Consider the following 8,472-nt stretch of genomic DNA (forward strand, 5'->3'; position numbering starts at 1 on the left):
GCTCCACCTGTGCCGGGCCCAGGTCCAGACGGCCGTCGCGCCGGAACTTGTCCAGGTAGTCCCTGGAGGCGGGAAGCGGCTGCAGCATGGCGTGCACCAGATGGGTGCCGGTATCCTTGCAGGAGAGGACGTGGGAGAGGAGGTCGGTCTGGGCAATCTCCACCCCCTCCTTGTCTGCCAGGCGCACCCCGAGTTCGGCTCGCACCTGCTCCTCCCTGGGGCAGAGGCCGGGGCATATCTCGGCCACCTTGTACACCAGCTCTTTTGCCCTGAGAAAGCGCCGGTAGTCGTCGGTGATCAGCTCATAGATCACCCGCGCGTAGCTGCGCGCAAACCGGTTACGGACGTGACGCGCGATCCCCTTTACCATCTCGGCAGCACTTGCCTGGGTCGCATCCCGCTCTGGTCGAGCCGGCCAGGTGGCCAGCAGGCAATCAGCTATCCGGTAAAGGGCCTCGGCGTTTCGGTTGTCGGAATAAAAGGTCTCACGGGTGGGTCGCTCAGGTATGGAGAGTGCTTTCAAGGCAGATACCAGCTCCGATACGGCCGGCGGCAGTGCCCCCGCAGCCAGCAGGACCTCCAACTCCGATTGCGCGAGCTGTTGATGCACGGGCCACCTCCATTATTCATGAAGTATCCCTGCAATTCTCATTATTTCAAGCAGCACTCCTTCCCAATTTCACCTTTACGGAATTGGCAGGCTGTTGCATAAAACCCGGCAGCGTGCTACTTCTATCATTTCACGACCTTAACCAAAGGGATCCACTTGGCACCAGCATCAAACAAGGCCGCGCGACGGCTCCTGCTCACCGCCTGCACCATCAGCTTCGTCTGCTTCTTCGGCTCCTATATGCGGATCCCGATAGTCCCCTTGCTGGCGACTTCCTTGGGAGCGGATACCGCCGAGGTCGGCATGATCAACGGCGCCTTCATGCTGGTGGCCGGAGTTCTCTCCATCCCGGCCGGGCTGGTCTCAGACCGGTTGGGGCGCAGGTTACCCCTACTGGGAGGGCTAACGCTCCTCTCCTGTTCGTCATTTCTCCTTTTCTGGAGCCAGACCCCCCTGCAGATGGGGCTTATCTATCTGCTATTCGGGATGGGGCTTTCCGCCTTTTCCCCAACCTTGATGTCGTATGTCGCCGATTTCACCCCGCCGGAGTCCCTCGGCCGTGCCTACGGCCTGTACACCATGGCCCTGTACGGTGGTATGACCCTGGGACCAGCCGCCGGCGGCTTCGTCAGTACCGGTCTGGGGCTGCGCTCCGTCTTCCTGGTGGCAGGCGCCTTGATCCTGGCCATGTTCTTCGTCGCGTGGATCTTTCTTCCTGCCAATCCCCCTGCGCACCACGAAGGGGAGCGGCCGCCGGTCATTCCGGAACTGCTGGGGCTTATGCGGAACCGCCGGCTGATCGCCTGCCTGGCCGCCACCGTGGGAGGCTGTATCGGCTTCGGCATGTTCGTTACCTTCATGCCGCTCTACATCCGCAGCCAGGGGATGGGGACCTGGCAGGTCGGCACCGTCTTCGCCACCCAGGCCCTGGCCAACGCGCTTTCCCGGCTCCCCTCCGGGCGGCTGTACGACCGGATCAAGGACAAGAGCATGCTGGTCACCTGCGGGCTTGCCATCTTCGCCCTCGCCTTGATCGTCTTCGAATTCTGTGGCAGCCTCATCCCGCTGGTGGTGGTGGCCGCCCTGATGGGGATCAGCATGGGAGTCGCCTTCACCGTCATCGGAGCGCTTATCGCGGACGTGGTTCCCCGTTCGCTGCGTGGGCTGGCCATGGGATGCTACAACACCTGCGTCTATGCCGGGATGATGATCAGCTCCGTCGGTCTTGGCCATGTGATAAGGGCGTGGGGATTCAAGACCGGCTTCCTGGTGAGCGGCGTAGCAGTCGGGGCGGTCATGGTGATGTTTCGCGGGCTCTATCTAAGAAAATGAGGGCTATGGCCGTAAAACCATCCAGCTACCGCGAAATTTACGCCGTGGTCGCTCGCATTCCTCGGGGACGCGTCGCCACCTACGGCCAGATCGCCCGACTGGCCGGCCTTCCCCGCAGTGCCCGTTTCGTCGGCTACGCGCTCAGTGCTCTCACCGACAAAGCGGTCCCTTGGCACCGGGTGGTCAACGCGCGTGGAGAGGTAAGTCGGCGTTCCGATGGTGACGAGGGGGCTGAAATGCAGCGTCTGCGGTTGGAAGGGGAGGGCGTTACCTTCGATGTCCACGGCCGCATCGATCTCCGGCGGTATCTTTGGGACTCCGCAAGTCCCGACGAAGTGAAGGGCTAATTTCCATGGAGGAATTTCAAAGGAGGTCGCGATGATCGTGGTGCTGGCATCGATTCGTGTAAAAAGCGCAAAGCAGGCGGAGTTTCTCGACATCTTCAAGCAGAACATCCCCAAGGTTCGTGAAGAGAAGGGATGCATCGAATATTTCCCGACCATCGACTGCGACGCGGGGCTGCCGATCCAGATACTCGACGGCGAGGTGGTCACCATCATCGAAAAATGGGAGAGCCTTGCAGCCCTTAACGATCATCTCGCCTCATCGCACATGCTCGACTACCGGGAGAAAGTAAAGGACTTGGTGGAGGAGGTATCTCTCAAGGTGCTTGCCGAGGCATAACATTGAGAGAAAAGGGTGGGCCTGTCGCGGCCGGGTGTGATAAGTTCGTGAGATAGCGCGTACGGGAGCGGAATTCGTAGGGTCCGGATCTGGATTGTCTTCAAAGAAGAGGCGATTGTATATGGCAAAGAGAATTTTCGTGGCAGCGACGGGGCAAAACGTCGGTAAAACCACCACCAGCCTCTCACTTCTCCACCTCGCGCAGAAGAAGTACCGCCGGATCGGCTTCATGAAACCGATGGGGCCCAAGCCGGGCATGTACAACGGTCGCTGGTTCGACAAGGATGCGGTGCTGGTGGCCAGGGTATTCGGCCTCCAGAAACAGCTTCCCTGCATGTCCCCGGTACTGGTCCACCCTGACACCACCCGCATGGTGGTCGACGGCCAGATCCCCCTGGACGAACTCCCCGGGCGGATCGTCCGCTGCTATGAGGAGTTGGAAAAGCAGTGCGATTTCATCATCATCGAAGGCTCCGGCCACCCCGGCGTCGGCTCCATCATGAAGCTCTCCAACGCCCGCATCGCGAAACTCCTTAACGCTCCAGTGGTGATGGTAACCGGCGGAGGCCTGGGGAACGTGGTGGACAACATCCACATGAACCTCGCCCTGTTCCGGCAGGAGCAGGCCGACGTGAAGGCGGTGCTGGTCAACAAGATCCTCGCCGAGAAGCGCGACACTACCATAGACTACCTGACGCGGGCCTTTGCGGACGAGCCGTTCACCGTGCTGCCGGGGTTCACCTACCAGCCGATACTCGCCAACCCGACCCTGCGGCGGATCAGTTCCCTGCTCGATCTTCCCCTGCACGGCAGCCGTCGCGATGTCGGGCGCATCATCCACAACGTGCAGATCGGAGCGGCCTCCACCCAGCGGGTGACCGAACTTCTGAAAGACTCCTCGCTGCTGATCGTGACCAGCAGCCGTGATGAACTGCTGGTTACCTTGGCAAACCTGTACCAGATGAAGGAGTACCGGGAGAAGATCGTCGGGCTGATCATCCCCGGTATCGCACCGATCAGCACCATCACCCAGCGGATCCTCGACTGCAGCAGGATCCCGTACCTGCGCACCTTCAAGCACACCACCACGGCACTTCATCAGATCATCACGGAGGATGTCTCCAAACTCACCGCCGAGGACACTGAAAAGCTCGACCTGATACGGAGCCTCGCCGAAAACAGCATCGACTTCGACACCCTTGATAAGCTGGCTTGCTGAATGGAGAACTGAACGAGATGAACCTTGTGTTGATTGGATATCGCGGTACCGGAAAGAGTCATGTGGGGCAACTTCTGGCCGCGAGGCTGGGAATGCCGCGGGTGGTCATGGATGACGAAATCGAGAAACGTGCGGGGATGTCGACCAACGAGATCGTTGCGAAGTGGGGGTGGCCGAAGTTTCGGGACATCGAGAGTGAAATTGCCCGCGAACTTTCCAACCAGGACAGGTTGGTGATCGATACTGGTGGTGGGGTGATAGAGCGTGCCGAGAACATGGAAGCCCTCAGCCGAAACGGGCGCATCATCTGGCTGAAGGCCTCCGTCGAAACCATAGTCTCACGCATCGAGTCCGGCACGCATCGTCCCGCCTTGGTGGCTGGCAAGACCTTCACCGAGGAAGTGGCCGAAGTTCTGGAGCGGAGGACCCCGCTTTACCAAAGTGCCGCCAATTACGTGGTAGAGACGGACGGAATGTCACCCTACCAAGTCGCCGAAATGGTGGTAGAACTGTGGCAGCGGCAGGATTAAGAGGAATGGCGATTATTTCCTGCTGAACCGGTAGCCGACGCCGCGCACGGTTTGGAAGAACATCGGCCTTGAGGGCTCCGGCTCGAAGTATTTCCGCAGGCGCACGATGAAATTGTCGAGTGTGCGGGTTTCGGCATCGGTGGCGTAGCCCCAGACCGTTTCCAAAATAGTGGCGCGCGGAATGGCCTCACCCTCGCGCTGGAAAAACAGCGAAAGCATACGCACCTCCAGGTCGGTCAGATCGATCTCACCCTGCCGGGTTTTCGCGCGGTAGGAGAGGAGGTAGACCTCGTTGTCGCCGAAATGGTATCCCTCCTCGATCGGTTCCGGCCGATACCAGGCTGAACGCCGCAGCATCCCGGAGACACGCAGCAGGAACTCCTTCAGGTTGAACGGCTTGATCAGGTAGTCGTCAGCTCCTTCCGCCAGCCCCGTTACCCGGTCCCGCTCGTCCGAGCGCGCGGTCAGCATGAGCACCGGCACCCGCGAATCGAGCTCGCGCACCTTCCGGCATACCTCGAAACCGTTGATACCCGGCAGCATGACGTCCAGGATGATGAGATCGAACCTCTCCACCTTGACCTTGTCGAGAGCCTCCTCGCCGCTTTCCACGTGGCTCACCAGGTAGCCTTCCTGCTCCAGGTTGAAGCAGATCCCGCGAGCCAGATGCATCTCGTCTTCGACCAGCAATATGTGCGGTTTGTCGTCGGACATCGCTATCCTTTCTGCTGCACGCCGCCCGGAAGCGGCAGCACGATCCTGAAGGTGCTCCCTTGGCCGGGGCCGGGACTCTCGACGGAGACCTTGCCGCCGTGGGCGTCCACCACCGACTTCACGATATAGAGCCCAAGGCCGGTCCCCCTGATGTTCTCGCCCGGTGTGCGCACACGGTAGAAAATCTCGAAGATCTTTTCCTGCTCGTTCTTCCTGAGCCCCTTCCCGTTATCCTGGAACTCCAGCACGCAGTTCTTGCCGCTGCGCAAAAGAGAAACCTTCACCTCTGGCGAGGCGGGAGAGTACAGGAGCGCGTTTTCCAGCAGGTTGCGAAGCACCATCTCCATCGCCTCCGGGTCGATCACCGCCTGCAACCCCTCTTCCACCTCGACGGCAAGCCGGCCTCCCTCGGGAAGCTCTCCCCGCTTTCCTTCCAGATAATCGGAGACGAACTTCGAGAAGTCGATCCGCTTGGCCTTTTCTCCCAGTTGGCGGAATTCGATCCTGGTCGCCATCAGGAGGTTACTGGTCAGCACGTTGAGGCGTTCGGTGTCGGAGAGCATGGTATCGATGAAGGCGTCCAGTTTCTCCTTGGGGAGCGATCTGAGCTTCACCGTCTCCAGGTGGAGCTGGATGGAGGCCAGCGGCGATTTGAGCTCGTGGGTGAGTTGCGAGATGTAGCTGCGCTGCTGGAGGTAGAGCTTCGCCTGGCGCCGCCAGTACAGGAAGATGATGTAGACCCCCGCCAGGATGGCGAGCAGCATCAGCAGGCCTTCCACCAGGACGACCCACTCGACCCCCTGGGTGACCAGCTCCGGCTTGTAGCGCATGGCGAGCTGGCGGAACTCCTTGCTTCTGCCGATGAACCAGTAAACCCAGAACACCACCACCACGACCCACATCAGCTGGATGGCGATCAGGGCGAGGAGCGGGTTTGACATCTTCCTGTGTAATTTCATGTACCTTCTCTAGCATTGAGCCCTTTTTTTTGCAAGGGCAATGTCCGTAACAAGTTGGAATGACGACAACCTCAGACTGCACATTACTTCCCTCCCCTTCAAGGGGAGGGGCAGGGTGAGAATGGGTCTTAAGGCCAAATGCGTTAGGTGAGGGCCGCTAAAGCCGCTCCTACTGCGACGATGCGCTGTAAACAGTATCTGGTTTTACATTACTATTACAATCGTTTTGCAACATTCTCTGTTAAGGTCTAGTAACCGCAATTCGGCCCGTTCCCCTTCAGGAGGCAGTATGTTTAAACCGCTACGCATTGGCAAACATGAGGCACGCTACCCGCTCATCCAGGGTGGCATGGGAGTTCGGGTCTCGGCCGGTTCCCTCGCTGGGCACGTCGCAAAGTGCGGCGGGGTCGGTTTGGTCGCCTCGCCCGGCATCTCCCTCAACAGCCCCCACTTCAATGGAAAGAACTACCTCCAGACGAGTTCCCTTGCCCTGAAGGACGAACTGAAAAAGGCCTACGAGATCGCACCGGACGGCATCATCGGCGTCAACGTGATGGTGGCGCTCTCCGATTTTGAAGAACTGGTGGTAGCCGCGGTAGAAGGCGGCGCCAAGGTCCTGGTCTGCGGAGCCGGGCTCCCCATGACGCTTCCCGCCCTGACCGCGCACGCGCCGGACGTCGCCCTGGTCCCCATCGTCTCCTCGGTGCGGGCCGCGCAGCTGGTCGCCAAGAAGTGGGACAAGACCTACAACCGTCTCCCCGACGCCGTGGTGGTGGAAGATCCCGAGACCGCCGGCGGCCACCTGGGCGAGAAGATGGAGAACATTGGGAACGGGGATTACGACCAGTACGAGACCGTGCGTGGCGTGAAGGAGTTCTTCCGCAACGAGTATGGCCTCGATATCCCGGTGATTGCTGCGGGCGGCATCTGGGACCGGGCTGATATGCTGCACGCCCTGGCCGAGGGTGCCGACGGCGTGCAGATGGCCAGCCGTTTCGTCCCCACCGTGGAGTGCGACGCGGACGACGCCTTCAAGCAGGCCTACCTTGACTGCAAGAAGGAAGACATCGGGCTGATCATGAGCCCAGCAGGCCTCCCCGGACGCGCCATTCTCTCAAATCAGGAGTCGATCGTCCAGTACGATAAGGAGCGGTCCTCGGTTTGCGCCATGGGCTGTCTGAAGAAGTGCTCCTACAAGGAGAGCCGCGAGCGCTTCTGCATCGTTCGGTCCCTGGACCGCGCCCAGCGAGGCGACGTCGAGACCGGCCTGATCTTCTGCGGTACCAACGCCTGGAAGGCCGACCGGATCACCACCGTCCAGGAGATCTTCGATGAACTTTTCGCCGAGGAAGCAGCGGTCGAGAATAAAGAAGGTGCGGAAAGCACCACCAGCGAGGAAGCCGTCCACAGCCAGGCGGCCTAATCGATAGCAGCGAGCGTTTAGTGACTTCCCCCTTACACGGGCAACGGTGTAAGGGGGTTTTTTTATCCCCATAATGTACCTCTCCACTTCAGGGTGAGGGCTGACGCCGAGTCCCTCGCCCCTTTGGGGGAGAGGGTGCCCGAAGGGCGGGTGAGGGGAGCAGGGAGAGGGAACTAGAGGCGAGAGGACCTGGCGGGATGAGTGCAGGATTTGCCGCTTGCGGTTGCCTGTGTTTCATGTTATATCAAGAAAACCTGATTTAATAGAATCCCCTAGGCTGATGTCTATGATCGATACCCTTAAAGCACTGGCTGATCCCTGCCGCCTGCGATTGGTGGCGGTGCTGCTGCGCGGAGAGTTCACCGTCCAGGAACTTACCCGCATGTTCGGCATGGGGCAGTCCCGCATCTCCCGCCATCTCAAGATACTGACCGAGGCGGGGCTGCTGTCGGTCAAGCGGCAAGGGACCTGGAGCTACTACCGCGCAGGCGAGGATAACCGCTTCTTCTCCGCCATCCGGGCGGCCTTCGAGGAGGAGTTGGAGCATCTTCCCCAGCGTCGGGAGGACATGGCGGCACTGGCTTCGGTCCTCGAAGGCAGACGCCGGCGGAGCCAGGAGTTCTTCGACAGCCACGCCAGGCAGTGGGACAGCCTGTCGCGCACCATGCTGCCGGTACCTGAATACCAGGACCGTCTGGTTGCCCTGGTGCCATCGGTCACTACGCTGGTGGAGATAGGGGTCGGTACCGGCTCCTTGTTGGCGGCTCTGGCAGGGCGTGCGGCGGAGGTGGTCGGCGTCGATCATTCCCCGGCCATGCTTGACCAGGCGCGCCGCCGGCTTGCTGACGTCGGGTTGTCGGGAATAGATCTGCGGCTGGGAGAGATGACCCATCTCCCCTTCGCCGATGGCGGGGCAGGGTGTGTGGTAGCCAACATGGTGCTCCATCACGCGGCCGATCCTCTCTCGGTGCTGGGTGAGATCGCTCGGGTGCTGCACACTG

At 60.5% G+C, this 8,472-nt stretch carries 10 protein-coding genes; 7 read left to right on the forward strand and 3 right to left on the reverse strand.

Annotated features, from left to right (window positions below; genetic code table 11):
* Positions 1-610 (reverse strand): hypothetical protein (locus tag VJ604_RS10820; protein WP_324082374.1); only part of this gene is annotated, 610 nt, incomplete at its 3' end.
* Between the two features lie 156 nt (positions 611-766).
* On the opposite strand from VJ604_RS10820, the gene VJ604_RS10825 reads away from it, so the two are divergent.
* The 5 genes from VJ604_RS10825 (at position 767) to VJ604_RS10845 (ending at position 4,375) form a co-directional block, all read left to right on the forward strand.
* Positions 767-1,942 carry an MFS transporter gene (locus VJ604_RS10825; RefSeq protein ID WP_324082376.1) on the forward strand — a complete coding sequence of 392 codons (1,176 nt, stop codon included), beginning with the start codon at positions 767-769 and terminating at the stop codon, positions 1,940-1,942.
* 5 nt (positions 1,943-1,947) lie between these two features.
* Entirely contained in the window at positions 1,948-2,289 is a 342-nt protein-coding gene (locus tag VJ604_RS10830) for an MGMT family protein (protein ID WP_324082379.1), read from the forward strand.
* Positions 2,290-2,320: 31 nt separating this feature from the next.
* The gene (locus VJ604_RS10835; protein ID WP_324082381.1) at positions 2,321-2,626 is read left to right on the forward strand and encodes a putative quinol monooxygenase; all 306 of its coding nucleotides are present in this window, start codon (positions 2,321-2,323) and stop codon (positions 2,624-2,626) included.
* A gap of 121 nt (positions 2,627-2,747) precedes the next feature.
* Positions 2,748-3,845, forward strand: a complete 1,098-nt coding sequence (locus tag VJ604_RS10840; protein WP_324082384.1) for a phosphotransacetylase family protein — start codon at positions 2,748-2,750, stop codon at positions 3,843-3,845.
* 17 nt (positions 3,846-3,862) lie between these two features.
* Positions 3,863-4,375 (forward strand): shikimate kinase, encoded by a 513-nt coding sequence (locus tag VJ604_RS10845; protein ID WP_324082386.1) that lies wholly within the window; start codon positions 3,863-3,865, stop codon positions 4,373-4,375.
* Positions 4,376-4,387: 12 nt separating this feature from the next.
* On the opposite strand, the gene VJ604_RS10850 is transcribed toward VJ604_RS10845, so the two are convergent.
* Both VJ604_RS10850 and VJ604_RS10855 read right to left on the reverse strand, forming a co-directional pair.
* Positions 4,388-5,089, reverse strand: coding sequence for a response regulator transcription factor (locus VJ604_RS10850; protein WP_324082388.1), 702 nt, complete (start codon positions 5,087-5,089; stop codon positions 4,388-4,390).
* Positions 5,090-5,091: 2 nt separating this feature from the next.
* Complete coding sequence (locus VJ604_RS10855) at positions 5,092-6,048, reverse strand: sensor histidine kinase (RefSeq protein WP_324082390.1); 957 nt, start codon at positions 6,046-6,048, stop codon at positions 5,092-5,094.
* Positions 6,049-6,337: 289 nt separating this feature from the next.
* Here VJ604_RS10855 and VJ604_RS10860 point away from each other — a divergent pair, with 289 nt between their 5' ends.
* Positions 6,338-7,471 carry an NAD(P)H-dependent flavin oxidoreductase gene (locus VJ604_RS10860; protein WP_324082392.1) on the forward strand — a complete coding sequence of 378 codons (1,134 nt, stop codon included), beginning with the start codon at positions 6,338-6,340 and terminating at the stop codon, positions 7,469-7,471.
* 280 nt (positions 7,472-7,751) lie between these two features.
* A partial coding sequence (locus tag VJ604_RS10865) for an ArsR/SmtB family transcription factor (RefSeq protein ID WP_324082394.1) occupies positions 7,752-8,472 on the forward strand: 721 nt, incomplete at its 3' end.

The sequence above is a fragment of the Geomonas sp. genome (genome assembly GCF_035254065.1).
GTDB lineage: Bacteria > Desulfobacterota > Desulfuromonadia > Geobacterales > Geobacteraceae > Geomonas.